At 58.1% G+C, this 26,536-nt stretch carries 22 protein-coding genes and 2 pseudogenes; 15 read left to right on the plus strand and 9 right to left on the minus strand.

Features of this window, described 5'->3' with window-relative positions; genetic code table 11:
• Window positions 1–158 (minus strand): annotated as a pseudogene (locus AC2FNJ_RS18045) (4-aminobutyrate--2-oxoglutarate transaminase); the annotation flags it as partial.
• 127 nt (window positions 159–285) lie between these two features.
• On the opposite strand from AC2FNJ_RS18045, the gene AC2FNJ_RS18050 reads away from it, so the two are divergent.
• The 3 genes from AC2FNJ_RS18050 to AC2FNJ_RS18060 all read left to right on the plus strand — a co-directional run bounded on the left by AC2FNJ_RS18050 (window position 286) and on the right by AC2FNJ_RS18060 (window position 5,720).
• Window positions 286–864, plus strand: coding sequence for a cupin domain-containing protein (locus AC2FNJ_RS18050; RefSeq protein WP_496766199.1), 579 nt, complete (start codon window positions 286–288; stop codon window positions 862–864).
• A gap of 385 nt (window positions 865–1,249) precedes the next feature.
• A complete protein-coding gene (locus AC2FNJ_RS18055) occupies window positions 1,250–1,987 on the plus strand; it encodes a hypothetical protein (RefSeq protein WP_496766201.1) in 738 nt (245 codons plus the stop codon).
• Between the two features lie 97 nt (window positions 1,988–2,084).
• Window positions 2,085–5,720: a Dyp-type peroxidase gene (locus tag AC2FNJ_RS18060; protein ID WP_496766202.1), complete on the plus strand. Its 3,636-nt coding sequence runs from the start codon at window positions 2,085–2,087 to the stop codon at window positions 5,718–5,720.
• Between the two features lie 85 nt (window positions 5,721–5,805).
• Here the strand turns inward: AC2FNJ_RS18060 and AC2FNJ_RS18065 are convergent, their stop codons facing one another.
• The 6 genes from AC2FNJ_RS18065 to AC2FNJ_RS18090 form a co-directional block, all read right to left on the minus strand.
• Window positions 5,806–8,697 carry an AAA family ATPase gene (locus AC2FNJ_RS18065; RefSeq protein ID WP_496766204.1) on the minus strand — a complete coding sequence of 964 codons (2,892 nt, stop codon included), beginning with the start codon at window positions 8,695–8,697 and terminating at the stop codon, window positions 5,806–5,808.
• A gap of 326 nt (window positions 8,698–9,023) precedes the next feature.
• Window positions 9,024–10,310: a TRAP transporter large permease gene (locus tag AC2FNJ_RS18070; RefSeq protein WP_496766206.1), complete on the minus strand. Its 1,287-nt coding sequence runs from the start codon at window positions 10,308–10,310 to the stop codon at window positions 9,024–9,026.
• Window positions 10,307–10,837 (minus strand): TRAP transporter small permease, encoded by a 531-nt coding sequence (locus AC2FNJ_RS18075; protein WP_496766208.1) that lies wholly within the window; start codon window positions 10,835–10,837, stop codon window positions 10,307–10,309. Before AC2FNJ_RS18075 ends, AC2FNJ_RS18070 begins: the two co-directional genes overlap by 4 nt.
• A 1-nt stretch (window position 10,838) precedes the next feature.
• Window positions 10,839–11,837 (minus strand): TRAP transporter substrate-binding protein DctP, encoded by a 999-nt coding sequence (dctP, locus tag AC2FNJ_RS18080; protein WP_496766209.1) that lies wholly within the window; start codon window positions 11,835–11,837, stop codon window positions 10,839–10,841.
• Between the two features lie 16 nt (window positions 11,838–11,853).
• The gene (locus AC2FNJ_RS18085) at window positions 11,854–12,810 is read right to left on the minus strand and encodes a hydroxymethylglutaryl-CoA lyase (protein ID WP_496766211.1); all 957 of its coding nucleotides are present in this window, start codon (window positions 12,808–12,810) and stop codon (window positions 11,854–11,856) included.
• Window positions 12,807–13,997 (minus strand): CaiB/BaiF CoA transferase family protein, encoded by a 1,191-nt coding sequence (locus tag AC2FNJ_RS18090; RefSeq protein WP_496766212.1) that lies wholly within the window; start codon window positions 13,995–13,997, stop codon window positions 12,807–12,809. The genes AC2FNJ_RS18085 and AC2FNJ_RS18090 overlap by 4 nt, the downstream gene beginning before the upstream one ends.
• 101 nt (window positions 13,998–14,098) lie before the next feature.
• Between AC2FNJ_RS18090 and AC2FNJ_RS18095 the strand changes: the two genes are divergently transcribed.
• Complete coding sequence (locus AC2FNJ_RS18095) at window positions 14,099–15,022, plus strand: LysR family transcriptional regulator (RefSeq protein ID WP_496766214.1); 924 nt, start codon at window positions 14,099–14,101, stop codon at window positions 15,020–15,022.
• 60 nt (window positions 15,023–15,082) lie between these two features.
• Here the strand turns inward: AC2FNJ_RS18095 and AC2FNJ_RS18100 are convergent, their stop codons facing one another.
• Window positions 15,083–15,895, minus strand: coding sequence for an SDR family oxidoreductase (locus AC2FNJ_RS18100; protein ID WP_496766216.1), 813 nt, complete (start codon window positions 15,893–15,895; stop codon window positions 15,083–15,085).
• Window positions 15,896–16,153: 258 nt separating this feature from the next.
• Between AC2FNJ_RS18100 and AC2FNJ_RS18105 the strand changes: the two genes are divergently transcribed.
• The 10 genes from AC2FNJ_RS18105 to AC2FNJ_RS18150 all read left to right on the plus strand — a co-directional run bounded on the left by AC2FNJ_RS18105 (window position 16,154) and on the right by AC2FNJ_RS18150 (window position 25,598).
• Window positions 16,154–16,309, plus strand: coding sequence for a hypothetical protein (locus AC2FNJ_RS18105; protein ID WP_496766238.1), 156 nt, complete (start codon window positions 16,154–16,156; stop codon window positions 16,307–16,309).
• A 286-nt stretch (window positions 16,310–16,595) separates the two neighbouring features.
• A complete protein-coding gene (locus tag AC2FNJ_RS18110) occupies window positions 16,596–17,618 on the plus strand; it encodes a BMP family protein (protein ID WP_496766218.1) in 1,023 nt (340 codons plus the stop codon).
• Window positions 17,618–19,156, plus strand: coding sequence for an ABC transporter ATP-binding protein (locus tag AC2FNJ_RS18115; RefSeq protein WP_496766220.1), 1,539 nt, complete (start codon window positions 17,618–17,620; stop codon window positions 19,154–19,156). The genes AC2FNJ_RS18110 and AC2FNJ_RS18115 overlap by 1 nt, the downstream gene beginning before the upstream one ends.
• Entirely contained in the window at window positions 19,146–20,195 is a 1,050-nt protein-coding gene (locus AC2FNJ_RS18120; RefSeq protein WP_496766222.1) for an ABC transporter permease, read from the plus strand. Before AC2FNJ_RS18115 ends, AC2FNJ_RS18120 begins: the two co-directional genes overlap by 11 nt.
• Window positions 20,195–21,139, plus strand: a complete 945-nt coding sequence (locus AC2FNJ_RS18125) for an ABC transporter permease (RefSeq protein ID WP_496766224.1) — start codon at window positions 20,195–20,197, stop codon at window positions 21,137–21,139. Before AC2FNJ_RS18120 ends, AC2FNJ_RS18125 begins: the two co-directional genes overlap by 1 nt.
• 111 nt (window positions 21,140–21,250) lie before the next feature.
• Window positions 21,251–21,430 (plus strand): hypothetical protein, encoded by a 180-nt coding sequence (locus AC2FNJ_RS18130; protein ID WP_496766226.1) that lies wholly within the window; start codon window positions 21,251–21,253, stop codon window positions 21,428–21,430.
• 179 nt (window positions 21,431–21,609) lie between these two features.
• The gene (locus tag AC2FNJ_RS18135) at window positions 21,610–22,563 is read left to right on the plus strand and encodes a cytochrome ubiquinol oxidase subunit II (RefSeq protein WP_496766228.1); all 954 of its coding nucleotides are present in this window, start codon (window positions 21,610–21,612) and stop codon (window positions 22,561–22,563) included.
• Window positions 22,560–24,650, plus strand: a complete 2,091-nt coding sequence (locus tag AC2FNJ_RS18140; protein WP_496766230.1) for a cbb3-type cytochrome c oxidase subunit I — start codon at window positions 22,560–22,562, stop codon at window positions 24,648–24,650. The genes AC2FNJ_RS18135 and AC2FNJ_RS18140 overlap by 4 nt, the downstream gene beginning before the upstream one ends.
• A complete protein-coding gene (locus AC2FNJ_RS18145; protein ID WP_496766232.1) occupies window positions 24,647–25,279 on the plus strand; it encodes a cytochrome c oxidase subunit 3 in 633 nt (210 codons plus the stop codon). Before AC2FNJ_RS18140 ends, AC2FNJ_RS18145 begins: the two co-directional genes overlap by 4 nt.
• Complete coding sequence (locus AC2FNJ_RS18150) at window positions 25,272–25,598, plus strand: cytochrome o ubiquinol oxidase subunit IV (RefSeq protein WP_496766234.1); 327 nt, start codon at window positions 25,272–25,274, stop codon at window positions 25,596–25,598. Before AC2FNJ_RS18145 ends, AC2FNJ_RS18150 begins: the two co-directional genes overlap by 8 nt.
• Window positions 25,599–25,634: 36 nt before the next feature.
• Here the strand turns inward: AC2FNJ_RS18150 and AC2FNJ_RS18155 are convergent.
• Window positions 25,635–26,264, minus strand: a pseudogene (locus tag AC2FNJ_RS18155) (IS6 family transposase); the annotation flags it as partial.
• 90 nt (window positions 26,265–26,354) lie between these two features.
• On the opposite strand from AC2FNJ_RS18155, the gene AC2FNJ_RS18160 reads away from it, so the two are divergent.
• On the plus strand, window positions 26,355–26,536 hold a 182-nt coding region (locus AC2FNJ_RS18160), incomplete at its 3' end, for a hypothetical protein (protein ID WP_496766236.1).

The following is a 26,536-nucleotide window of genomic DNA, read 5'->3' on the forward strand; positions in this document are numbered from 1 at the left end:
TTGTTCACCGCGATCCCGGCGGCAAAGTCGATGAACCGCCTGCCATCGACATCCCACAATTCAGCATTCTCGGCCCGCGCCGCATAAATGCCGCGCGTCGCCACGCCGGTCGCCACGGCAGAGGCCCGGCGTAGTTTGAGTTCTTCAGTGCGAGACATTGGCGCCTCCCCCAGAGTTGCGTTGTTTTCTGAGCCTGAATAGCTCATTATTTTGAGCTTTTCAAAACTTTTATTTTGAGGCGATACAGCCTAGATTCATGACGGCAGGTATCAGGAAGGATGACTGATGGATGAGTTCGACGTTGGGGCAAGACTAAGAGAAATACGCCTAAGTCAGGGGCTTTCGCAGAGGCAGCTGGCCGCGGCAGCCGAGGTTCCTCATGGCCAGATCTCAATGGTCGAAACAAACAAGAGCAGCCCGTCCGTCGCAACTTTGCGCAAAATTATTGGCGGTCTTGGGATAACAATGTCCGAGTTTTTTGAGCCTGAGGCGAATCAAGCGGGCGAGGTTTTCTTCACCCCGGACCAGTTGAAAGATCTGACATCCAGGATCTATTCGGACCGTTCCGGCACCATAGGACGCCTGGCGCTTAAGCAGGTCGGGAATGCCCGTGACCTCGGCCTGCAGATCCTCCACGAAACCTATGAACCCGGCGCAGATACCGGACCTGAGATGCTGTCCCACCCCGCGAGCGAGGGCGGTATCGTCATTTCAGGAGAACTGGAAGTAACGGTTGGCGACAAGGTCCGCGTCCTGAAAGCCGGCGATGCATATCTTTTCAACTCGCTGGAACCGCACCGTTTCCGCAACATTTCGGATCGCGTCGCGATCGTGATTTCGGCCTGCACACCGCCCTATTTGTGAACCCGCGAGAGAGGGCGCGCAAGGCAGTTTTCGGCTTGGTATCCGTGCCCGGTGGTGGCGGCGCCTTCATGTGTGTGACGCGGTTCGGCCCGCAGCAACCGCGGAACCTTTCCCCGATTGGTCGATGCTTGCCGCACTGGCTCAAGCCGACCCTCGAAGGGTCACAGCAAAAGCTAAAAGAGCTTCGCCGGCATTTCAGCCGCCGGACGAGGTCCGTTCCGCCATGGTGCGAAAATACCGGACCGCCCTGCCCGCCACGACTTGATCCCTCGCGGCACCGCTGCTTGGTAGTCGGCTGCCGCCAGTCGGAGCATACCGGCCTGCCTCGGCAAACGCCAAGAAATCTGTTGATTACCAGCCTGCCGAATTATGGTAGCATGAATAAATGGCTTTCAGGCTTCCAGAATGGGCAAGGTCTTTGGCGGTTGGTGGAGTAACGGAAATCGCCGTGCTTGCACCGATCAAACGTGGCAGAGTGCCGTCTGAACGGCAAACATTCGAAGAGCGCGTTCGTTTTGCCATCGCAAGCATAAACAAGCGGACACAGGCGCGAATACCGACCGAACTGAACAAGATCCCGTCGATACATTTCGGCCGTATCCTTGTCTTGCGGCCCGAGCAGTATCTGACACACGCAAAGGTTCCCGCCATCAAGTTTGACAGCGATGGTGTTCCCGAACCGTTCGATGACTACAGTGAAAAGAAAAAGGCATCCAAGGTCAGTTTGCCTACCTGGCTGTTGACCCTTGTCGAGTTCGATGGCGACCTGAAAGCCTATTTCCGTGACATCGCTGAGATTCTTGACGAGGATTTCGACACCGTATTCGAGAATTGCGAAGGATATCCGACAACCGAGGATTTCGAGGAGTTCTGGGCTTGGATCCGGCGTTATCAGGTGCCGGTAGACCTGTTCGTGCCGGCATATCCCGACCTTGGGGTCGTACGGATCAAACACCTCGCGATGTTCAAGCAAATGTTCGACGAGTTCGTTGCCAAAGTCCGATCTCCGAACGGCCGGACAGTGGAACCGATAGACGATTTATTTGACGAATTCCTTCGCATGACGCAGCAAATCCCAGGCGATTTTCCCACACCGGGAGGAATCTACAAACCCATTCGGTAAGCGAGTGGGATTTGTCGTCGTAGGGCCGGGATCCGAAGCGCGTGGGGTTTTCGACGATCGCCAGGATCCTTGGCGACACGAACTGGAAGTTGATCTCATGAAAACCAAGTCCACAGGTCCAGGCAACCATGACCGACAGGAAAGAAACGTTGCCAAGGGGGTCCAGGCCAATCTCGCAAAAGTCGAACGGTATGCCCATGGTCTTCCAAGGGACTGGTCGCTCTTCTGCTTTTTTCGGGTCATACCGCAAGCCGAAAGAGCCGCCCGCTTTGCACGGACAAGCGAAGCGGCCGACAGATCTGACCATGATACCGGTCGCGCTTGGGCGCGGTCGGTCTTGGACATGATGGAGAATCCGGGAATACTCAGCCGGTCAGATGTGGAGATGGAACGGTCAGGCACCGACAAGGGCGAAGAAGCGAAAAGGTTGCTGCCGTTCAAGCAATGGCTGGGCGTGATCAGCAACGCCGATTATGCAGTCTCTCCAACATTTTCGACGAGTTTGACGCCCTTCCAAGACCCCGAGAGCATGATCCAAGACAATGGCGCGAGGGGTTCCGCCAAGCATTCACGGCAGGATCATTATCACTATCCCCGAAAGTACGGAAATGAACTGGACCGGTTGCTTGCCGATATCCCCAGCTTCGAGGACATGCGGCGGGAAAGACCGCTGGAACTTGTTTATCTCCTCAAGCACGCCGCTGAAGAGTTTCTTCGGGACTTCGAACCGAGACGAGCCGCCGACTTGCTCGCGGCCATCGCCCGCGACGGCGACGACGTGAACATCTGTTTGGCGGCAGAGCGGACTCTGTCCGGTGGGCTGCATCGAATGATCCACTATGAGCTGATGCGGCAAGCTGCGAGCACGTCCTTGCGTGCCGAAGCGGGCCCAACTCCCGATCCGCCTCTCGCTTGCGACCCAGCCGCAACAAACATGGCATTCACTGTTTCCGGGCTGCAGGCGCTCGGGCTCGATCCGGCAACACTGCGGACTTTCCCCGATGCTTTCCGTGAAGGCATGGCCGCACGCGCAGACAAGCTTGGCGACACCGGATCAAACAGCCCCGAGCATTGGGAAAACGTCCTGGGGTTACGCTCGGTTCACGGTTTCTTCACAGGCGGCTTCTTTGTGGATTCGGTCGAAGAACGGCTGTGGCAATCGCTGCGAGATCAGGTGAACGCCTTCAACAACCGCCTCCCAGGTTATGGGCGCAGCATTCGGTTGGTACTTAACACGGTTCTCGAGTGTTTCGGTATGGAAATCCTGCACATCGAAATCGGTCAGGACACCTATGAGGTCGAAAACGACCGTACCCGAAAGTTCCCAAATTATCGGCGTGAGCATTTCGGTTTTCGAGACGGTATCAGCCAACCCTTCAAGGACATGTCGTTGGGACATCCACCGAAGGGAGGCGGCACGCCAGGCAAAAACGGAACCTGGAAACCCGTTGCCAAGGGAGAGCTCTTTCTTGGCCTGCCGGACGAAGATGGTGCTCTGCTGCTGCAGCCTGCGTCTGAGTACCTGCGCGACCTTGGCACCTTTCTTGTTTTCCGAAAGCTGGAGCAGGATGTCGTCGGATTCCGCCGATTTCTAGCGTCGATCTATCCAGAACCCGAGGACCAGACGCGGCTTGCCGCCCAGATGATGGGACGCTGGCAAAACGGTACGGCATTGGTGATTTCGCCGGACGGCGAGCGGCCTTTCGACCCAAAACATGCCGAGACCATCAACGACTTTCGCTATGCCCAGGACGACCCCACGGGTGCGAAATGCCCTCTTGGTGCGCATGTAAGGCGGTCGAACCCGCGCGACATAGGTGGAACGAACAGTGTTCGGCGTCACAGGATCATGCGTCGTTCGATGAGCTTTGGCGGAGCGTTGCTGCCGGAGGGTTCGATCGGAGACGGCAACACCCGTGGTTTGTTGTTCATTGCGGCCAACTCACGCATCGATCTGCAATTCGAACTCGTACAGTCAAACTGGATCAATGGCGGCGACTTCCTCGGCCAGGCCGGATTGGAACGGTGCCCGATCACCGGCGCCAACAATGGCCGAACACGCGACCGTTTCTTTCGTCAGGATGGAGCGGCACCGATTACCGGCCTTCCGCGCTTTGTGACAACGCGCGGAGGCGACTACTTCTTCGCCCCGGGTATTCGGGCGTTGCATGGAATCGCCACGGGCGAAACCTTTCCGCCCGACGAGATACCTTTCAACGGCCGCACCATGGCCGAAAGTTCCACCCCTGATCTCTTCGACAGGAAACGCCTCGCAGGCTACGCCGCTCGCATTCTGTCTGGTGCCGCCCGCTCGGTGGTGGTCAAACCGCCTCCCCCTGGGTCCGACAGCTTCGCAGACCCCGTCGTTTTCCTCGCCAAGCACGCGGACGTCTCCGAAGTCATGCGTGGAGAAACCGACAAGGGGAAGATCGTCTTTTCGACCGAACACTACCGTTATCCTTCCACGAAAATAATGCGCGGAGATCCGTTGTTGATCGCCACCGATCCCGGTTCACCGACCGCGGAACTGAGAAGCCGGCTGCAACAGATCCTGTACAAGACCTGGACATCCCTTGGTGACGAAATCGACATCGAGGCCACCATTAGAAGAACAGCGCGTGACACGCTGGAGCAGACCCTGGCCAGAGTGGGTCCGAACAAGCGTGTGGATCTCATCGACGACCTCGCGACCCAAACTGTGTACAATGTGCTGCGCGAAGTTTACGGCATCACCGGACCGTCATCGTTGACCGACCTGTCGTTGTCTCTGCCTTTCGCGCGCGCGTATGCCGGCAGTATCCCCAAGGAGTGGTTTGAAGCGATCCAAACGGGAGAAGTGCGCGATCCCGGGTTGGTATCAATGCAGATCTGGTCGATCCTGATCCTCGGCGGATTGTTGGCCAATCTGCGCGTTCAGGCCGATGTCTTGATGCTCAGCATCCGTGCAGGAAACCAGTTGATCGAGCACTTGGATGCGCTGTGGCGCCGCCTTGAACTGTCGCGACCGCACCGGCCCACCAACTTACTCGAGGCGTTTGTCTGCCAACAGGAACATTTCGTCAAGCTTTGGGCCAAGAAGAACTACACCGAAGAGGATTACAGAGCTGACGCCCGAACCTTGCTTGTTGAGCTCACCGGAACGCCAATGTCAGTCATACCTCTGACATTCGCATCGGTCATGACCTTCGTACTGGACAAGGGGATCGATCCAGCTGCGTTGCTGCCCATTCTTGTCAAGGAGCCCAGGCTGGACCCTAGTGACAAATACCACAAAAAATATGGGGGGTTCGCCGGCGTTTACAGGTTCATTTACGAAACCGAGAGGCTGAATCCGAATTTTCCGGTAATGTTGCGTCGATGCGAAAGAGACTTCAAATTCAAACGCTTGAAATTCCAGAGCGGACAATGGATCGCGTCCTTGATCAACGCCGTAAACATCGACGAAATTGCCGGCAAGCGGCCGGAACCACGCGAATTCTCATTGTTCCCCTATTTTCCCGGCCCGGTCCGGGACATCGAGACCTATCACTTGTTTGGCGTCAGAGGCGGCGAACACGAATGCTGGGGCACCCACAGACTTGCGCTCCCCCTACTCGCGGAATTCGTCCTGGCTGCCGGTCGTTTGGTCGGATTGCGCAAAGTCGCGGGGCCCGAAGGAGATCCAAAACGTCCGCTCGGCGCAACCGTTGGTTTGTCCGCGCGGTTTTCGTCGGTTACGCCGCCGTTGCTTTGATGACGCCCGGATCAAGACATGGTGGACAAATTCAACCGAATTCAATGACCTGAGTGTTTGGCGAGACGTCTCTTTGGCATTCTATTCAGGGAGATGGCTCCAACAGAGGGAAAGCGGATCCAATCACTTTCAACCGTTCCAAATCCTCGCATGCCTGTCGGTTGTTTTTGTCCGATGCGCTGTGCAGACGCGCGCGCAGTTTCAGTCCTTGAACCAACAAACAAGGATTGTCGATTTCTTCCGCGATTGCGATTGCGCGGTCAATCCAGGCGAAAGCCTCGTTCTTGGCACCGCTTCCAAAGAGTGCCTCGCCGTGACCGATAAACAGTTGGAAGGTTTCCTGCTTTCCCGTACGTCGCAGGATGGATGCATCCACAAGGCTTTGGGTCTTTTCCAACGCAGCGTCCGGTTGCCCGGCACGGGTGAGAGCCATTGCCAGAAAGCCGGTCAGATGCGGCTTTATCGCGTCGTACCCATCGCCTTCAACCAGCGCCAGTCCCTTTTCAAGTGTTTCTACTGCATTTTGGTTTTGGCCCAAGAGCAGATAGTTCCGACCCAACGCATGATGGCAAATGATCTGCGAATAGGTATCTCCGGCCCGTGTCGCGGTCTCATATGCGCCTTTCGCCACCCGCAGACTTTCTTCATAATCCCCAGTTTCCATGATGAACCAACTCAAAAAAGCGCGGGCAACCGGTCCGGGCAGACCAGGTGCGCCGAGTCGTTTGGCTTCAAGATCGCCAGAAAGAATTTCGCACAATTCCTCTTGATACGTCAGCGCCTCCTTGATCCGACCCATCCCATGAAGGTGAAATGCGTGCATCAGCTGTGCCGCATAGCGCAAAGGTAAAGAGTCAAGCTTTTTTGCCTTCTCCAAGGCAACTTCCGTCGAACGAAGACCCTCCCGATAGCGGCCCTCGAACCAGTCGAGCATGCCCAGATGGCACAGGGTGGCGCATAGGCTTGACTGACGTCCGTATGCGTGGGCGAGCTGCTGAGCTTTGCCAAGGGCCGACTTTATCATCTCGAACTCACCCAGCTGAATCATCGCCGCAGTAGACATCAAGACGAAATCGATGAACCTGTGATCTGCTGATTGACCCAAGCGGGACATGCAGGTCAACGCGTTTTCGAGCACGACTCGGAGGGACGCATCCGCCCCGTGATGGCGCGCGTGCAATGCAGCAGACCAATAGTAATCCAACGCGAGGACGTCATCGCCGGCACCCACGGCATGAAAGGCAAGTCTTTCCAGGTGTTCAGTGGCATCCGGATAGAGAAACTGCAGCGTGTTCACCGCAGACATGTGAATTTCCTTGCTTCGTTTGACCGGAACAGTGGATCGGCAAGCATCGGCAACAATGCTGTGCTTGAAACCTATTTCGGTCTCACCAATCGGTTTCATGATCGCCAAGGCCTCCAGCTCGGCGATTTGTTCTCTGAGTTCTTTCTCATCCGTACCGAGAACAGCGATGGCCACTTCCCTCTCCACACTCTCTCCCAGGACGCTTAGCGACTGAGCGCAGGATTTTGCAGCGGCGGAAAGAAGATTCAGCCGTGAGTGAACCAGAGACTGAACCGTCCTTGGCATCGTATCAATTTCCTGCATGGGATTGGTCCGTACGAGCTGGGCGATCTGCTCTATGACCAATGGGACACCTTCGGCCCTTTGTGCCGCGGCTACGATCTTGTCACATGCTTCAGTCGCGTCGCCCACGATCTGCCGTGCCAGCTCAATGCCTTCTGATTCACTCATTGGAGCCAGGTTGATCAGTGCTTTTGAAACCTGCTCCGCTTTGTAGGAAGCTTCCGGTCGTGCGGTAGCGATGACAAGCAGTGGAAACGGTGGACTCACGCGCGGCAGGTTTCCCAGACAATGCACGCTCTCATCATCAATGAAGTGCAAGTCATCGACAAACACCACGGTTGGCTTTGGGTCGGACAACTCTGTGAAAATCTTAGCAAAGAGGCGACCGATCTGGGTGAATCGCAACTCCGGCCCCTTTGACGCCAATTCCGAAGTGAGAAGCGCGTGAATCGCGGCTTGGGATTCCGGTTCTTCGCTCGCCGTTTGAATGCGATCTGCAATCAATTCAATGTCCGAGGCCGCAGAACCCAAAGCGGATGTCAGAATACCCCGTGCAGCTGCGAAAGGCGTTGAACTGAACCGCGCGCTGCCGCGAAAACCGAAGACTTGCAGGTTCTTGTTGTTGACCTGTATGTCTTGTATCGCCTGAGCCAAGAGGCGGCTTTTTCCGATCCCTGGCTCTCCGACGATCGACACAGCGTTTGTCTTTCCAGAAGTCCGCGGCATCGCAGCCAGGATCCTGCGGCATTCTTCGGTTCTACCTACGAATTCAATTCCGTGCGCGTCAGTTGGTTCCCCGGTTTTGGGCACTGTAGCGCAATCCTGCATCCGCAGGACGCTTGCACCGATTTTCTTGAGGCCAGGAATGCCTCTGGAATGCTTGACGAACCTTCCATTTCTGCACAATTCGGCAGAATGTGAACTTATGAGGATTTCACCAGGCTTTGCGGCTTTTTCGAGTGCCGCGGCCAGGTGGACGGGGCCACCAAATGTGTCGATCCGTCGTCCAAAGTCCAGATTCAGCTGCTTGAGGCCGACCAGGCCCGAGTGAATCCCAACGCGGAACTCAAAATCCTCACCATTCGCCGCTTTTGGCCGATCAACCGTCAGTTCACGGTTTTGTATCCGCCATGCCGCAGCGCAGGCTCGGTCAGCATGGTCTTCCATCGACGAGGGCCAGCCAAAAACGGCCAAACCGCCATCGCCTGCATAGTCAACGAAGTGTCCACCTTCATCCTCGATTGCCACCCGGAAAAACTGAAAGACGGAGTCCAAGAGAACCTCAGCTTCATCTGGATCAAGAGCGGCAACATGACTGGTCGAGTTGACGGTATCGACAGAAAGAATCGTGACGATGCTTCGCTCAGGTGAGTCAAGATCTATGACCATTGCCTTAACTTCCCGCTGTTCGTTGGATCGAGGCGCAGCTGCGGGTAATCCAACTCGGCCAGATGTTGATGCTTGATTGTATCACCCCAAAGCGTGACAGGTCCAATTCACGTCAGGCAGTTGATGCCGGAACCGACCCGTTGAAGAGTCGCAGGCAACTCAGCCGATCAGCGTCAATCGGCATCCAGTGCTGACCCCCTATCGGCGTCCAAAATAGACACCCTTGTTGCTGAGCTGGCCCGGGGCTGCGTAGTCGTCATTGAATGCAGCGGCACCGGGCCAGCGTGGTCGCGGCATGGCGCTACGACTGGCTCCTTAAACGGCCCTTAGCCTCCGAACCCTGCGGCCCTGGGAAGCCACGTAGACAGTGCCGGGAGTGAAAAGACGATGATCAAGCCAAGTAGCATCAAAGCCGCATATGGCAAGGCGCCGCGAATGACGTCGGACATCGGGGCCTTGGCGATGCCCTTGATGACGAAGAGGTTCATTCCAACAGGGGGCGTGATCAGCGCCAGCTCGAGGTTGATCATCAACAAGATGCCATACCAGATCGGGTCAATGGCAAGCGCCAGCATGACCGGAAAGACAATTGGCGTCGTGATCAGAATGATCGAGATTGTTTCAAGGAACATGCCCAGAACAAGAATGAGACACATGACGGCAACGACAAACATGGCGGGGCTGAGACCGATCGCCGTCACCTGTTCGACGATCTCGATCGGGAGACGAATGATGGTGACCGCATGCCCGAAGAGCGCCGCCGCCGCGAGTATCATGAACAGCATCGCGGTGGTCCGCACGGTCTCGAACGCAGTAACCCACAGGTCTTGCAAACCGAAATTGCGGTACACCAGTACACTGATGGCCAGCGCATAGAGACAGCCGATGGCGGCCGCTTCGGTTGCGGTGAAGATACCCAGGTAAATCCCGCCCAAGACGACCGGCGGCATCAATAGTGCCCAGATCGATTGCGTCATCCGCTCCCATATGACGTTCATGCCGGCAAAAGGCTGGGCCACAACGGTACTTCCCAACCCTGCGCTAATCATCGCCCAGCCGGCAAAAATGGTCGCCATCATGATGCCGGGGATCAACCCGGCCAGAAAAAGCGCTCCGATCGAGGCCTCGGTCACGATGGCATAGAGAATAAGCGGCCCGGAGGGCGGGATCAGAATGCCCAGCGTACCGCCCGCGGCAATGACCCCATAGGAATAGCTGGGCCGATAGTTGTAGCGCTTCATCTGTGGGATGGCGGTCGAGCCGATGGTCAAGGCGGTCGCGACGGAAGAGCCTGAAATGGCAGCGAAAATGGTGCAGGACAGGATCGTGGCGACCCCAAGTCCTCCGCGCAAATGGCCAACCATCGCATTGGCCGCATCGTAAAGATCCTTCACGACGCCCGCGCGGATCATCACATGCGCCATGAAGGCAAACATAGGAATGGCTGTCAAAAGGCCGTTGTTGAGCTTGGCAAAAACCGTGTCGGCAGAGCTGTTCACATTGCCTTCGGTCAGCATCATGATGATCAGCGAGGTCAACCCGAGACCGGCGAAAATCGGCATTCCGGTCAGAAGCAGGACGATCAGACCGGCCAGAATCAGAAACGTCATCATGGTCGGCGCACCGTCAGCAGCGTGATGATACGGGCTAGTGCAGCAAGGATCAGGATGATCATGCCGATCAACAGGAAGCCTTGCGGGATCCACATTTGAACACTCAGGTACCCATCTGAATAGACATCGAAATCGTAGGAGAACCGCACCATCAGCACGGCGCTGTAGAGTATGGCGGTAGCCACAAGGATTACGCCGATCATGCCCCAGAGCTCGACCAGCCACTGCGTGCGAGACCCGGCGCGCTCAGTCAGCAGGTCAACTCCAAAATGCTCGCCCCGCAACAGCACCTCACCTGCGCCCAAAGCCACCATCGCGACGACAATGAAACCGTTCAACTCGTCAGAAAACGTAATTGGCGTTCCGAGCACGTAGCGCATGAAGACGCTGTAGCTCACCACCCCGAAGACGATGAGCACCAGCAACGCAGCCACCCCTGCCCCGGTGAGCGTGACAACGCGCACCGCGCGCTCCACCCCTGAGACCGGCAAGACCTCAGGGGCGTCGGTTTCGATATCCAGCTTCACGTCAGTTGGATATCTGGTTGACCAGCTCCAGCAGCTTGACGCCGTCTTCGCCGGTTGCGTCGCCAAACGACTTGTCGAACGCCGGCACCATGAGCTCTTTCCAGGCCGCTTCTTCTTCCGGTGTCTGGAAATGCACCTTCATGCCGTTCTCTTCCAACTGCTGTGGGGCGGAGGCCGAAGCCTCCTCGGACGCGGCCACGGCCCATTCGGCGGCCTTGGCACCGGCCTCGGAAATTGCGGCCTTCTGCGCGTCGGTCAGGCCGTCGTACCAGTCAGGGTTCAGGTAGCCGTGGAAGAACACGCTGAAGAGCGGCACGACGGTGACGTGATCCTGCACTTCGAAATATTTGCGCGAATAAGCCGCTGCAATATCGGTCATACCCGCATCGATGACCCCGGTCGAAAGCGCTTCATACACCTTGGATCCGGACATGGCCGAGGGGGCTGCACCCATCGCGACAAGGCCGGCATCCGCAACTGGGTTGAGGCCGCGAATCTTCACGCCCTCGAAGTCTTCGGGATTGATCAAAGGCGATCCCTTTGAGGTCATCGCCGTCATCCGGGTCGTGAAGAGCCAGACCACGTTCTGCACGCCTTTTTCCAAAAGCTTCTCTTCCAAAAACGCCGCCGCTTCGCTGTCCGGCCATGCCGCGAGCGTTTCCAGATCGGTGACGGCATAGGGTTTCAGCGTGACGTTCATGATCGGCAACGTGCGTCCCCATTGCGGGTTGATCGAGAATGCACATTCGATATTTCCCTTGGCAACGGACGCGATATTCTCGCGCGCACCGACAAGGCTGTTTGCGCCAAAGACCTGAACGTCGATTTCTCCGTTCGACAAGGTTTCGATTTCGGCGGCCCACTGGTCGATCACCTTTGCGATATGGTGCGCTGGAGGCAGTTGGTGACTGCAGCGCATTTCGGTGGCTTCGGCAAAGGCTGCGCCGCCAAAGGGCGTTGCGGTCAACAGTGCGACTGCTGCTGTTTTCAGGGTTTTCATGGTCTCCTCCACTTTGTCATGCAGTTAAGTCTTCAGCCCGCCAGGTGATCTGGCGCGGTGCTCCAGCACGTGGCAACGAACCGAAGAGCTGTTCGTCTGGCATTTCGGACGCGATGATCTCTCGAACAGACAACAGCTTTTCCAGATCGATGCCGGTCGCAAAACCCTTGCGTTCGCAAAGATACACGAGGTCTTCAAAAACCACATTTCCAGTTGCGCCAGGAGCAAAGGGGCACCCACCGAGACCAGCCAAGGAGCCATCGATCACCCGGATGCCGGCGTCCAAAGCGGCCGAGGCGTTTGCGATGCCCATGCCCCGCGTGTCGTGCAGGTGGATGCTCAAGATGACGTCGCCAAGCGCGTTCCGAACGCCAGAAACCAGACCTTCAACTTGATCGGGACCAGCAAATCCAACGGTGTCGGCGAGCCCAATCATGTCTGCACCTGCTTCAACGCAGTCTGCCGCGATGCGAACCACCTCATCGGGGTCAACCTCACCGGCAATCGAGCACCCAAACGCCATGGAGATGCCGGTCTGGACTAGAGGCGCACTTTCTGCCGCCTTTGCCAGTTGCACGGTTCTGCCAACCAGAGCGATTGCCTCTGCCCGGGAACGGCGCGCATTTGCTTGACTATGCTCTTCGGTTGCGGAGACCACGGTGACGATTTCACGAACCGGTGTTTGAACAGCATCAACCGCCCCACGGTCATTCAGCGCAAGCGCCGCAGAATGCAAGTTGAGGTCTTGGCACATGTCGATGACCTCCAGTACGTCTGCGAATTGCGGCATTGTCTTGGCAGGAAGGAACGAGCCAATCTCAAAGTGCCGCACGCCCGCGGCGCTTTCCCGGCGCAGCCATTCCGCCTTGGCCGCAGTGGATGGGTGGCGTTTGACCATTTGAAGCCCGTCGCGCAAGCCGACCTCCCGCAACACGATCCTATCGGAGGGGTATGTTTCGGACAGGTGGTTCACACTGTATTCCTTTGCGCTGCGCCGCTAGCGGCCCGTGCCTCCGCGGGTGACAATCCGAGTTCCGCGAGCACGGCGTCCGTGTCCGCACCCACATCTGCAACGTCGAGGGAGTTCGGGCGGGGACTGCCGCCATCGACCTCGATCGGCAAGCCCGGAGCCCGGAATACCTGACCGTCGGGCAGATGCGAGTGATGCAAGCCGCCAGGTCGCAAGACGTGGGGATCCTGATACATGTCAGCCGGACGGTTGATCGGCGAGAAAGGTATGCCTGACGCATCGAACATCTCGACCAATGCCGCAAAATCATGCTTTCCGATTGCTTCAGCGAAAATCGGAAGCGTCCAGTGTCTCGCCTCGATCTGGTCCATCTTGGTCTGCAGTCCGGGATCGTCAAGCAGGTGCGCCAACCCGAGGACATTGCACAAAGTCTCCAATTGCCCTTCGGTCACGGCACCGACAAAGATTTGACGCTGATCGCTCGTGTCGAAGATGTCGTAGACCGGCCAGGAAAAATCGCGCTCGGGCATCGGCGATGGCTCGCGCCCGTCCAGGTCGAATTGCACCATATGCTGCATGACCAGCATCAGGCAGTTCTCGAACAGGCCGACCCGCACGGCACGGCCTTGTCCGGTTTGCTGGCGCTCCAGCAAGGCTCCAAGAACGGCCAAGGCCCCAAAGAGGCCGGCCATGATGTCATTGGCCGAGGAACCGATACGCAACGGACGGCCGGACGGGCCGGTCATGTAGGCCATGCCAGTCATCATCTGAACGACCTCGTCCATTGCCGTGCGATCCTGGTAAGGGCCTTTCAGGAACCCTTTGCAGGAAGCAACGATCAGCTTCGGATGCCTTCGTCGCAGAACCGATGGCGCAAAGCCCAACTTGGCAAGCGACTGGTCGCGAAAATTTTCCAGGAAGACATCCGCGGTCCCAAGAAGCCTGTCCAATGCCGACATCCCTGCCTGCGTCTTGAGATCGAGCGTGACAGATTTCTTGCCTCGGTTGAAACTTGGAAAGAAACCGCGCCCCATGCCTGTCAGATGCCGTGTCTTGTCACCAGTCGGCGGCTCGACCTTGATCACCTCAGCCCCAAGATAGGCAAGGATCTGACCGCAGCTCGGGCCCATGATCATATGGGTCATTTCAACGACCCGGATGCCACGCAGAGGTTTGAAATCGGTTTGCACGGTTCGTGCTCCATCTCATCTGGCTTCAAGGAACGATACTTGACGTACGCGCCCTGCGAAATTAGAATGTAAACAAAGCTTCTTTCTGAAATCGAGAAAGCATGGACAGTCGGCAGCTTCGTTACTTTGCGGCGATCTTCGAGGAAGGCGCGCTTGCCCGCGCCGCTGACCGGGAGAGGGTCGCGGTGTCTGCCCTGAGCAGGCATCTTTCCAATCTGGAGGCCGAGCTGGGTACGCCATTGTTCGAACGTCTGCCAAGGGGCGTCCGACCGACGGCATCTGGTGCTCGGCTGTATGAGCACGCCCGGATGATCCTGCGTTCCATGCAAGCCGCCAGCGCTGATATCAGAGATACGCAGAATGAAGTGGCGGGCGAAATCTCGGTGGGCTTTGCACATTCGGCGGTCAAGGCAATCGGCGTACCGCTGATGCAGCGTGTCTCGCAAGCCTATCCGAAACTCCGGCTGCATTTCTCGGAGATTTTTTCAGGGTCCACCGCCCAACAGCTTGCGTCGTCGGAGGTTGATTTGACCCTGACTTACAATCAGCTTCCGGATTCACGCTTCAGGTTTCAGCCGATCCTCGAAGAGGAAGTGGTGCTGGTGGGCCGGCCGGACGTTGTTGGTGGGCGCGGTGCAATCAGCTTTGAGGCGTTGCTGGACCTGCCGCTGATCATTCTGCGTCAGGGCCTGAACACGCGGGCCGTGATGGATGACCCGTCCCTTCTCAGACGGATCGAAGAGAACGCACAGTTCCAGATGAATTCAATCGCCGCAATTGGCGGATCCCTTTTGTCCGGAATCGGTTGTCTGGTCGGTACAGAGTTTCTTCTGAAGGAACACATCGACGCGGGCACATTGGTGACCCGCCCGATTGTGAAACCAACGCTCAACCGTACGCTCTATGTCGGAGAATTGAGCGATCGCCCTGCGACCTTTGCCTTTGAGGCTGTCCGCCAGCTGTGCATCGAACTGACAGTGGAAGCGGTAGAAACGCAACGATGGAAGGCGACGCTGACGGGTTGACTGCCAGATGTCGTTTTAGGGCCTCTATGAACTGGTCTTTTGCCGTTTGAGCGAACTGTGTCACAGTTCGACAAGCATCCGACTATCCAACATGGCCTGGGCTTGTTTCAGGGCGGTTTCTGGAACGTGGTCGTGCGAGAAATGCCAGAATTGCTTTCGTCTTATTCCTTCGAGAACACATTCAGCCACCGCATCCGGGTCCATTCCGACTTCTACTGCCTTTGCAACCACTTCACCGAAGGCGTTGGTTTTTTCCGAGAGCGGTGTCTTCCTCTTCGCGGCAGCCGGGCGTTCTGCGTCCACGATATGCGTATGCGTCGCGCCCGGGCAAAGAACCGACGTAGTGATATTCGAACCCGAAGCCCGAAGGTCTCGCGCAAGAGACTGCATCAAACCAACGACTGCAAATTTTGATGTGTTGTATGCCGCCAGAAACGGAACTCCATAGAGCCCGGACTCCGATGCCGTGGCGAACACATGGCCTTCATCTTGTGCTTCGAACAATGGCAAGAAGACGTGAATTCCGTGAATAACGCCCCACAGATTGACGGACAGAATCCAGTCCCATTCCTCAATCGTGGTCTCCTGAACAGACGCAAATGGACCAACGCCAGCATTGTTGCAAAGCAAATGAACAGCACCGAACGTGTGTATCGTCTCGTCTGCCACCCGTTGAACATCTTCCAGTTTTGAAACATCCGCTGCGACACTGATGGAATTCCCGGCCAGACCGGACGCGGTTTCATCCAATTCCTGTTTGTGACGCCCAACCAGAACGAGATTCATTCCTGCCTTGGAGAGAGTCCGCGCAAGTCCTCGACCAATACCGCTTCCAGCTCCAGTAACAACCGCGGTTTTTCCCTCCGTTTCCATCCGTTCCGTTCCTCTCTGGGATGGTTCATTCTTTTGTTCAGTACCACGTTGGAGATTTTCGGGGCAACACGGCTACGAAGGCTTCGTCGGAAGAAACGCAACCGATCGTCCTGATTGGCACCGTCTTCCGGCAAAACTGCGCACCAATTCGTTCTCCCGAAGAAAACCCCTTGAAGAGCGCCACGCAAACCGATCATCGAACCCTTGACAGGTTGGGGTCGGGATACTTCCCCGCGCCAAGGCAGCATGGCGGTCGGCATGCGTGTCCTTCGAAACGTTCCTCTGGTCCGAACATGGCGATGGTCGAAGGCGACGCAGGAAGCTTCGGTATCTGCCTATGTGCCGCTGAACTTCGATCCGGGTGAGGCCGATCAGTTCGACTGGAGCCACGATATCGCTCTGATTTTTGATTGACGGCGTGACCCCTAGGGTCAAGGTCTCCCATATCCGCCTCTGCCACAGCCGGATGAATGCACCGCATCCCGCTTGAACTCATCGCTTCAGGTGCTTGTCCCTATGTCGGCCTCCTGGGTTCAAAGTTAGGGGGCAAAGCGTCTACAAATCTAGGGGCACCTCAAAAACTCTCGCTTCTGGCGCTCAATCCACGGTGAATTGCCCGATGTTCGAACACGATTGCGTTGCGCTGGCTGGCGTTCTTGGTAGTCTCGTCTGAGAACAAGTTCGATAGGGGGAATACGCCATGAAACGCGCCGAATTGCTTCACTCTGGGATCGGTCGTCGGAGCCTGCTTCTGGGTGCTGGCGCCGCCGCTAGCCTCGCAACACTTGCCAGACGCGTCGTTGCGCAAGAGCCTTTGAGTGTTGCAGGCATATACACCGTTCCGGTCGAACAGCAATGGGTCAGTCGCATCCACATTGCAGCAGAGGCGGCGCAAGCCGCTGGCCAGATTACCTATGAATTTACCGAAAACACAGCCAATACGGACTATACCCGTGTCATGCGCGAGTATGCCGAGGGCGGCGCAAAGCTGATAGTGGGTGAGATTTTCGGCGTTGAGGCCGAAGCACGTGAGGTGGTTCTGGACTACCCGGATACCGCGTTCCTGTTGGGGTCATCCTTTCTTGAGGATCCGGCCTATCCCAATCTCGCCGTTTTCGACAACTATATCCAGGATGCGGCCTATCTGACTGGTATCATTGCTGGTGCCATGAGCGAGGCAGGCAATATCGGAATGGTTGGCGGCTTCCCGATTCCGGAGGTCAATAGGCTGATGCACGCGTTCATGGCAGGCGTGCGCGAAATGAAACCCGACGCGACCTTCCAGGTGTCGTTCATCGGCTCATGGTTCGATCCGCCCAAGGCCAAGGAGACGGCTTTTGCAATGATCGAAAACGGCGCCGACGTGATGTATGCCGAGCGTTTTGGCGTTTCGGATGCGGCCCAGGAACGCGGCGTTCTGGCAATCGGCAATGTCATCGACACTCAGGCGGACTATCCGGATACCGTGGTCGCCTCGGCGCTCTGGCATTTCGAGCCGACGTTGCAAGCAGCTCTTGCGGCGGTGGCCGACGGCAGCTTCACTGCGGCCAATTACGGGCTCTATTCCTACATGAAAGAGGGCGGCTGCTCTCTGGCGCCTCTCGGCACTTTCGAAGGCAAGGTTCCAGCCGAAGCGATGGCGCTTGTGGCGGAACGCGAGGCCGCAATTCGGGCCGGCACCTATGTTGTCGAAGTGGACGATTCAGAGCCTGTGTCATCCTGATGACCAACACGAACAAGGCGCAGGAAGTTGTCCTGCGCCTCACCGGTATCACCAAACGATTTGGCGGTTTGACGGCAAATGACGCTGTAGACGTGACGCTTCACCGGGGCGAGGTCATCGCGCTACTTGGCGAGAACGGCGCCGGCAAGACAACTCTCATGAACATCCTCTTCGGCCATTACACTGCGGACGAAGGGACAGTAGAGGTGTTTGGGCAAGTTCTGCCTGCGGGTGCAACCGGGGCGGCGTTGAAGGCGGGTGTCGGCATGGTCCACCAGCATTTCACCCTCGCCAACAACCTCACCGTTCTGGAAAACATCCTTCTGGGCACTGCTCCCTTTTGGTCGCTGGGTCGGGGCCGCCAGGCAGCGCAGGCGCGCGTGATGGCGCTCGCCGAAGAGTTTGGCCTGGCCGTCGACCCTTCGGCCAAGACAGGCCAGTTGTCGGTGGGCGAGCGGCAACGCGTGGAAATCCTGAAGGCACTTTACCGCGACGCCCGCATCTTGATCCTGGACGAACCGACAGCGGTGCTCACACCACAGGAAGCCGATGCGCTGTTCGAAACTTTGCGCCGCGCAGTTGATCAAGGCCTTTCCGTCATCTTCATTTCCCACAAGTTGCACGAGGTTATGGCGATCTCGGACCGGGTGCTCGTGCTGCGACATGGCAAGCTCGTGGGCGAAACGCGTACGGATGAAACGACACCTCATGCTCTCGCTGAGCTTATGGTCGGTGCGGAGATAACCCAACCCGTGCCATCCCACGCAAGGCCTGGTGCCACCCTTCTCAGCCTGCGCGGTGTGTCTGCGCACCCTCCCGGTCACAGAACTGGACTCCGAAACGTCGATCTGGACTTGCGCGCAGGCCAGATCATGGGCCTTGCCGGAGTTTCCGGCAACGGACAAGGTGCCCTGGCAGATCTGCTGTCGGGCGAGGCCACGCCGGAGAGCGGCGAAATGTGGCTTGGTCAAGAGAAGGCCGCAAACTGGACTCCGCGCGCGTCCCTTGCGGCTCGGATCGGGCGGATTCCCGAGGACCGCCACAGCGTCGGCAGTATTGCCGATTTCTCATTGACCGAAAACGCGATCCTGGAGAGTTACAGGGATCCCGAGATAAGCCGAGCTGGTTGGATGCGTTGGGCCGCGGCTCAAACCTACGCGAAGAAGCTGATCGCGCGATACGACGTGCGTTGCCCCGGTCCGGAGACGCGGATTCGTCTGCTGTCAGGCGGCAACATGCAAAAACTCATCCTTGGCCGCGCTCTGGAATCCGATCCGAGGATCATCCTCGCCAACCAGCCTGTACGCGGGTTGGATATTGGGGCCGTGACCTACGTTCAGGAGCGTCTGATAGCGGCCAGAGATGCGGGTGCAGCGATCCTGCTGATCTCTGAAGACCTCGATGAAATCGTGGGGCTAGCGGACGTGGTCCGGGTAATGTACGAGGGTCAGCTTTCGCCTGAATTCCCCCGTGGAACGATAACACCCGCCGAGCTTGGGCGATGGATGGCCGGGGAAGGGTTTGAACGTGCGGCTTGAACCGATCGCCAACCCGTCCCTCGCGCGATCTCTGGGGTTTCCTGCCGCGGCGCTGGGGCTTTCGGTTGTCGTTGTGTCGTTCCTCGTTCTCCTTGCAGGCGCCAATCCTTTCGCCACGTTGGGACTGATATTGAAGGGGGCCGTCGGTTCAAAGTTCGCCGCGCTCGAAACCTTGAATCGGGCAACGCCCCTGATCTTCACAGGCCTGGCCGTGGCCGTCGCCTTTCGCGCAAAGCTTTGGAACATCGGGGCGGAGGCACAGCTTTACATAGGCGCACTTGTCACCGTCATCTTTGGGACTTCGGCCTTGGGTCTACCTGGGCCGCAACCACTGATACTGGTCGGCTTTGCCGCCATGCTCGGAGGGGCACTGATGCTGCTGGGCCCGGTCATCCTGAAGACCCGGTTCGGCGTTGATGAGGTGGTCACGACACTCCTCCTGAACTTCATCGTGCTTCTTTTCATCTCGCTTCTCCTGGAAGGGCCGCTAAAGGATCCCATGGGCATGGGTTGGCCGAAATCGCCCAGGCTGGACGCAGAAGCACGCCTTCCGCGGATTGTCGAGGGGCTTCGCCTGCACTGGGGCTTTGCACTTGCTCTGATCTCTGCCGTTGTCGTCTGGGTGATCGAGACCCGTACTACGCTCGGGTACGAAATCCGGGCTGTGGGTCAGAATCCAAGAGCAGCCCGGTTTGCAGGTATTCCGGTGAATCGCGTCCTCCTCAAGACCGCGTTTCTATCTGGCGGGCTTGCGGCTCTGGCCGGTTTCTCGGAAGTCGCTGGGCTCAAGGGATCGCTCACGCTCGATTTGAGCCCTGGCTTTGGCTACACCGGCATAATCGTCGCCATGCTCGCGCTGCTTCACCCACTGGGAGTTGTCGTTTCCGCGATCTTCGTCGCGGGCGTGTTTGTCGGCGCCGACGGTATGAGCCGCGCGGCCAGTGTGCCCACTTACGTCGCGGACCTCCTGCTGGCGACTGCACTTCTGTTCATGGTCCTCGCTATCTTGCTGACACGGTTCAGGATCGTGAGGGGCTGATGGAGATCCTGGAAATCCTTCTGTCCGCCAGCTTTTGGGCTGCAGCCGTGCGTATCGCTTCGCCGCTGATCTTCGCGACCATTGGCGAGTTGATCTGCGAACGCGCGGGGGTGCTGAACCTCGGGATCGAAGGGATCATGGTGGCTGGCGCCTTTGCAGGATGGATGGCGGTCTATGCCGGTACCGGGCTTTGGACCGGCGTGGTTGTCGCGATGGCGGCAGGTATGCTCTTCGGGCTTTTGCATGCGACGCTCACTGTGCCTTTCGGGCTGTCGCAGCACGTCGTGGGCCTTGGCATAACGCTCTTGGCAACGTCAGCCGCCTACTACGCCTATCGCCTGGCCTTGCCCGAAGTTTCGAGCCCCCCGCGGATCACACCCTTTCAACCATTTGAAATACCAATCCTGTCCAAGATACCCGTCCTGGGGCAGGCGTTGTTCAACCAAACCCCGTTGACCTATCTGGCCTTTCTGGTCGTCGGAGTGACTGCTTTCGTGCTTTACAGGACGCCGCTGGGACTGGCCCTGCGGGCAGCCGGAGAGAACCCGTCTGCAGTAGAGGCTCAGGGGCTGTCCGTCACTGCGCTCAGAATGGGTGCTGTCATCACGGGGTCGGGGTTGATGGCCGTTGGAGGTGCTTTTCTCACCATGTCGGCCTTCGACAGCTTCTTCTTTGAGATGGTCAACGGTCGCGGCTGGATATGTATCGCTTTGGTTGTCTTCGGCGCTTGGCGGCCAGGCAAGGCGCTTTTGGGTGCGCTTCTCTTTGCTGCCTTCGACGCCTTGCAAATCCGCCTGCAACAAACCGCATTGGGAGTGCTCGTGCCCTACCAGATCTTCTTGATGATTCCCTATGTCCTGTCGATCCTGGCACTGATCCTGATGTCGCGCCGCGCCGAGGTTCCTGCGGCGCTCATGGTGCCCTACAACCGCGGGGAACGCTGATGGCAAGCTTCGGAATCCATCGTTCAATCGCCGAAGGAGACCACTGACGCGCGCCCGACCATCGGGCACCTGTCCCGCCGTCCGGAGGGGCAGTCTGGCACGATCCAGTAAATGCGGATGGAGGATCGCTGCCTTCGGGTCTCCGCCGCCGCCATCAATGAAATCCAGCAGGAGGACCGCAAACGCATCATCCGCACGAAGGACGGCACCGAGATCCCCGTCGGGCGATCATTTGAGGGCTCCGCGCCCCGCGCGATTGCCCACCCGAAACCGACGACGATCAAATCATAACCGCAAACTCCCGTTTTGAACGAGGGACCAGCGGGGGCCGGTCGCACGTGATTAGGTAGGCTGGGTCCAAAATTTGCGACACAACCGTCGGCTTACTCTATTCTGCCCCTTGAGTAATTCTCGAACTCTGCCGACAGTTGTGGGTAACTCCGGCCTAGAAAGGATCAGTAGTCGTAGCCATGTCCCGGATCACACCTATCGCATTGCCGGTACTGGCGGTCTTTGCTGCGCTACTGGTGTCCGCTGAAACGGCCGCAGCCAGCAACAGTTTCTTGGACCCGCAAGGGCCTATAGCCGCCGTTCAAAAGACGCATCTCATACGCGCCACGGCTTTGATCCTGATCGCCGTGATCCCGGTTCTGGTCCTCGTTCCGATTATCGCACTGCGGTATCGCCGCAGAAGCGGTGGAGGCGCCTACCGGCCCGATTGGGATTTCTCGGCAAAGCTGGAGTTCCTCATGTGGGGCGTACCGGTCGTGATCGTGGCATTGCTGTCGGTATATCTTTGGAAAGCCACGCACCGGCTGGACCCCTACGCTGCGCCATTCGGTGAAGAACCCGCGGTTCGGGTTCAGGTTGTGGGACTGGATTGGAAATGGCTGTTTATCTATCCCGATCTCGGCATCGCCAGCGTCGGAGAGCTTGGCATTCCGATCAAGCAGAAGGTGGCGTTGACGCTGACAACCGATACCGTCATGCAGTCATTCATGATCCCGGCGCTGGCCGGGCAGATCTACGCGATGCCGGGGATGACAACGCAGCTGCATCTGGTGGCCGATGCGCCAGAAACGATGCAGGGCGAAAACACGCAATATAACGGGCGCGGCTTCACCAAGCAGAAGTTCCAGACGATTGCCATGCAACCGGGCGATTTTAACGCTTGGGTCGAGGGCGTGCGCACAAATGGCATCCTTTTGGACCCGGGCACTTACCAGATACTCGCCAAGCGGACGGACCGGGATGAGGTACAGGCGGCGCTGGGAACGGCCCAGATGCCCGACAACGCATTGTATTTCAGGTTGGATGACGGCGATCTGTTACACACAATTCTGCGAAGGTACCACAGCGGCGAACCCCTGCCGCCGAACCAACAACCCGGAACGGCCGATTTCGGGCAGGAGGCGAGCCAATGACATCCACCGAATCGGCTTTGTTTGGCCGTCTCAGCTGGGATGCCTTTCCGGTCGCGGGCTTGATCCGGGATCCCAACACGAACGAAATCGTGGCCAACGCCGCCGCCGCCATCATGATCGCCGGTGTCGTTGTCGTTCTTGGCCTTTTGACATGGTTTCGCCTGTGGGGGCCGCTGTGGCGCGACTGGCTGACCAGCGCCGATCACAAGAAGATCGGCATCATGTATATCGTCTTTGCCATCGTCATGCTGGCGCGCGGCGTACTGGAAGGAGTCGTCATGCGCGCCCAACAGGCGGCCGGACCGGGCGAGGGTTTTCTCGAGGCCGAGCATTTCGCCGAGCTGTTCAGCACCCATGGCACGATCATGATCTTTTTCGTGGCGGTGCCCTTCGTGTTCGGACTAGCGAATTTCCTCGTCCCGCTGATGATCGGCGCACGCGACGTGGCTTTTCCGGTGATGAACCAGATCAGCCTCGGCCTAACGGTTTCGGCGGGGATGATGCTGATGGTGTCGCTGGTGGTGGGCGAGTTCTCGACCGGCGGCTGGACGGCCTATCCGCCCTATACCGGTGCGGCCTTCAATCCGGGCGTGGGGCCGGATTACTGGATCTGGGCGATCGTGGTGTCGGGCATCGGCACCACGCTGACCGGGATCAACTTTGCCGTCACGATCTACAAGCTGCGCGCGCCGGGAATGAAGTTCATGCGGCTGCCGATGTATTGCTGGACGATCATCTGCAGCTCGATCCTGATCGTGTTTGCCATGCCGCCTTTGGGGGTGGCGGCGCTGTTGCTGGCGGCCGACCGATACCTGGATTTCCATTTCTTCACCAATGACTTGGGCGGCAACATGATGAACTATGCCAACCTGTTCTGGCTGTTCGGCCACCCCGAGGTCTATCTTCTGGTTCTGCCGGCCTATGGCATCTATTCCGAGGTCTTCGCGACCTTCTCGGCCAAGCGGCTCTATGGCTACAACTCGCTGGTGATCGCCACGATGTCGATCGCGGTGCTGTCGTTCACCGTTTGGCTGCACCATTTCTTCACCATGGGTCAAAGCGCCCTGATCAACGCGGTCTTCGGCATCGCCACGATGCTGATCGCCATTCCCACCGGCGTTAAAGTCTATGACTGGATGGCCACCCTTTATCGCGGCCGCATCCGCTTCTCGGTGCCGATGCTGTATGGCCTGGCCTTTTTGATGCTGTTCGTGATCGGGGGCCTCAGCGGGGTGATCCTGGCCAACCCGACCGTGGACTATCAGGTGCACAACACCCTGTTCCTGGTCGCGCATTTCCACAACGTGTTGCTGCCGGGTGTCCTGTTCGGCTTGCTGGCGGGCTACAACTATTGGTTCCCCAAGGCGTTCGGCTTCCGCCTGGACGAGACCTGGGGGCGAATTTCAGTCGTGCTGTGGACGGTGGGTTTCATGCTGACCTTCCTGCCGCTGTATTTCGTGGGGCTGATGGGGATGCCGCGCCGGTCCTACAGCTGGGAAGACCCGAGCTTTCACCCCTACATGATCACGGCCGTCATCGGCGCACTGGTCATTCTGGCCGCTTTGCTGTCGATCATCGTTCAGCTGTGGGTCAGCATTCGCAACCGTGAACAGACCCGCGTTCCGGTCGGCGACCCCTGGGACGCCCGCACGCTGGAATGGTCGATCCCCGCACCGCCGCCGCCCTACAATTTCGCGATCATCCCGCATGTCACGGACCGGGACGATTTCGCCGCCGCGAAAGAGCGCGGCACGGCCTATCCGCACCCCGACGAGTACGAGGACATCACGATGCCGCGCAATACGAGCATCGGTTTCGTGCTCTGTGTGCTCAGTGGCGTGTGGATGTTCGCGCTGGTCTGGTGGATCTGGTGGCTGGCGGCTCTGATGACGGCGATGATGATCCTGTCGTTCATTCTGTGGACCTTCCAGACCGATACCGAGGTGGTGGTGCCCGCCGAAGAGGTACGCAAACGGCACGAAGCCTGGCTGGAACTGGTCCGCAACGCGACCCCCGTGAACCGGGATCATGAAAGCGCGCCGGAAAATACCGGGCTTGCCCGGCCCGATCTGGAGGCGGCGACATGAAGCCTGCACCAACCCACAGCTATCCCGGCCTGAACCTGGGGCGCGGGAGGGCAAGCGCGCACAAGGCGACCGAGGTGGTGACCTTCGGCTTCTGGGTCTTTCTGATGAGCGATCTGGTCTATTTCGGGCTGATGTTCGCCATCTACATCACCATGATCGACGCCCAGGCCGGAGGCCCCGGCCCGCACGAGCTGTTCGATCTGTACAGCATCTTCGCCCAGACTCTGATCCTGCTGACCAGCAGCCTGACCGTGGGTCTGGCGATGCTGGCGCTGAAATACAACCTGCCGCGCGGGCGGATCGTGCTCTGGTTCGGAGTCACGCTGATCCTGGGGCTGAGTTTTCTGGTGCTCGAGATCCGCGACTTCATGTCGATGGCGGAAAAGGGTGGCATTCCACAGCGCAGCGGCTTCCTGTCCGCCTTCTACGGGCTGGTGCCCCTGCACGGGCTGCATGTGGCCGCGGGCTGTGTGTGGCTGATCGTCCTAGGCATTCAGCTGCGGGTGATGGGGATGACCGACCTGGTGGTTTCGCGCGTGGTTCGGCTGGCGCTGTTCTGGCACTTCCTGGACCTGATCTGGATCGGCATCATCACAATCGTGTATTTCGGAGGGCTGGCCTATGGATAAGCACTCCGAAATGCACAAGCGCGAGCGGCGCCGATATGTGATCGGCTATGGCGGCTCGCTGTTGCTGACTCTGATCGTGTTCGCAATTGCCTATTGGTTCGGCATCGAGACCAAAGGCGTCTATCTGGCAATCGGCCTGTTGGGGTTGGCGCAATTGATCGTTCAGCTGGTCTACTTCCTGCATATCGACCGCCGCCGCAGCAGCCGTGAGGATCTGGACCTGATACTGTTCTCAACCTTCGTGCTGCTGATAATCATAGGCGGCACAGTTTGGATTCTGGGAAATCTGGCGATACGGATGCACACACATATGATGTGAAGCGTTTTGACCTACACAGGAAGCGGCCATACGAATTCACACCTGTCTCGCCAAGGACAGGATCGCTGTCCATTTTTCCGTACGGAGACTGCGCCGCTCTGCGAAAGCGGCGGCGCGACCCAGCTTGAGTTTTGGCCTGGAGTACAGGCTGCATTCCAAGTCGAACAGGTTGTAGACCAACGCGAGGAAGGCGGCGAGTTTCCGCGGGTTTCCCATTCGCCGAAACCTCAACATCGCCAGCTCCTGTCGCCGGAAAGGAAGTTGAGAATTCTCAGCGCGGTTGTTCAACAAACGACCGGTTTCTTGGCGATGGCCGGCACCAATATCGTTCGAAGCCGCACCGTAGGATCCAAGCCGATCGGTCGAAATGACTTCGGGACGACCCTGCCTTCGCATTGCTTTCCTTAGGAATTTCAACGCTGCGGTGTTGTCGCGAGTCTTTGCCACAAAGCCCTCCAAGACATCGCCTTCGTGATCCACCGCGCGCCAGAGATAGTACCGTTCATCGTTGATCTTGACGAACAACTCGTCGAGATGCCATCGCCATTGGCTGGACTTGATCCCTGTCACGCGCCGTTTTCTGATTTCGGCAGCAAACACCGGTCGGAAACGATGCCACCAAAACCGAACGGCCTCATGGCTGACATCGATGCCGCGCTCGGCCAGACAGCCCGACCCACAGGTTGCTTTGATCTTCGCAACAAGCGATGTCCATGATACTGTTTGAGAGTTGGCTGAATTTGCGGGAGGCTCAGCATGAAGTCGGTAATTCTAATCGCAACCGCATCGGCGCTCTGCCTGTCTGCAAACACCGGGTCGGCTCAGTTCATACCGTCAGAGGAGTCACTGCAAGGTCTCTATCCCGGCAAGGCCTACTCGCCAAACGCGCAACGCAGTTTTCCGTCCCGTGTCTTCTGGGGCGACACCCACGTCCACAC

The sequence above is a fragment of the Ruegeria sp. BHSB196 genome, assembly GCF_059613135.1.